1 rRNA gene is annotated in these 1,767 nt (G+C 50.8%); it reads right to left on the bottom strand.

What is annotated here, in order from left to right:
• Window positions 1-69: 69 nt before the first annotated feature.
• A 16S ribosomal RNA gene (locus RV14_RS11570) occupies window positions 70-1,629 on the bottom strand.
• Window positions 1,630-1,767 lie beyond the last annotated feature (138 nt).

Raw genomic sequence — 1,767 nt, 5'->3', positions numbered from 1 at the left:
TTGAGAGTAGACCTCTCAAAACTGAACAAAGTAAAAGACAAATCGTGTAGTTTCCGTATAATTCCTTAGAAAGGAGGTGATCCAGCCGCACCTTCCGATACGGCTACCTTGTTACGACTTCACCCCAATCATCTATCCCACCTTAGGCGGCTGGCTCCAAACGGTTACCTCACCGACTTCGGGTGTTACAAACTCTCGTGGTGTGACGGGCGGTGTGTACAAGGCCCGGGAACGTATTCACCGCGGCGTGCTGATCCGCGATTACTAGCGATTCCGGCTTCATGCAGGCGAGTTGCAGCCTGCAATCCGAACTGAGAGAAGCTTTAAGAGATTCGCTTAGCCTTGCGACTTCGCTACTCGTTGTACTTCCCATTGTAGCACGTGTGTAGCCCAGGTCATAAGGGGCATGATGATTTGACGTCATCCCCACCTTCCTCCGGTTTGTCACCGGCAGTCTTGCTAGAGTGCCCAACTAAATGCTGGCAACTAACAATAAGGGTTGCGCTCGTTGCGGGACTTAACCCAACATCTCACGACACGAGCTGACGACAACCATGCACCACCTGTCACTTTGCCCCCGAAGGGGAAACTCTATCTCTAGAGCGATCAAAGGATGTCAAGACCTGGTAAGGTTCTTCGCGTTGCTTCGAATTAAACCACATGCTCCACCGCTTGTGCGGGCCCCCGTCAATTCCTTTGAGTTTCAACCTTGCGGTCGTACTCCCCAGGCGGAGTGCTTAATGCGTTAGCTGCAGCACTGAAGGGCGGAAACCCTCCAACACTTAGCACTCATCGTTTACGGCGTGGACTACCAGGGTATCTAATCCTGTTTGCTCCCCACGCTTTCGAGCCTCAGCGTCAGTTACAGACCAGAGAGCCGCCTTCGCCACTGGTGTTCCTCCATATATCTACGCATTTCACCGCTACACATGGAATTCCACTCTCCTCTTCTGCACTCAAGTCTCCCAGTTTCCAATGACCCTCCCCGGTTGAGCCGGGGGCTTTCACATCAGACTTAAGAAACCGCCTGCGCTCGCTTTACGCCCAATAAATCCGGACAACGCTTGCCACCTACGTATTACCGCGGCTGCTGGCACGTAGTTAGCCGTGGCTTTCTGGTTAGATACCGTCAAGGGATGAACAGTTACTCTCATCCTTGTTCTTCTCTAACAACAGAGTTTTACGATCCGAAAACCTTCTTCACTCACGCGGCGTTGCTCGGTCAGACTTTCGTCCATTGCCGAAGATTCCCTACTGCTGCCTCCCGTAGGAGTTTGGGCCGTGTCTCAGTCCCAATGTGGCCGATCACCCTCTCAGGTCGGCTATGCATCGTCGCCTTGGTGAGCCGTTACCTCACCAACTAGCTAATGCACCGCAGGTCCATCCATCAGTGACACCCGAAAGCGTCTTTCAAATCAAAACCATGCGGTTTTGATTGTTATACGGTATTAGCACCTGTTTCCAAGTGTTATCCCCTTCTGATGGGTAGGTTACCCACGTGTTACTCACCCGTTCGCCACTCTTCTTTTTCCGGTGGAGCAAGCTCCGGTGGAAAAAGAAGCGTTCGACTTGCATGTATTAGGCACGCCGCCAGCGTTCGTCCTGAGCCAGGATCAAACTCTCATAAAAAGTTCGAACAATCTAACGATTGTTAAGCTCAATTTGTTTGCTTGCGTTTTGCTTGTTAAAAATGTTTGTTGTCTTGAATTTTTCAAGACGCCCTACACATTTGGTTTGTCTTTGCTTTGTTCAGTTTTCAAAGGTCTA

Source organism: Enterococcus ratti (assembly GCF_001886195.1).
GTDB lineage: Bacteria > Bacillota > Bacilli > Lactobacillales > Enterococcaceae > Enterococcus_B > Enterococcus_B ratti.
The sequence above is the reverse complement of the archived record's forward strand: the minus strand, read 5'-3'. Positions and strand labels throughout refer to the sequence as shown.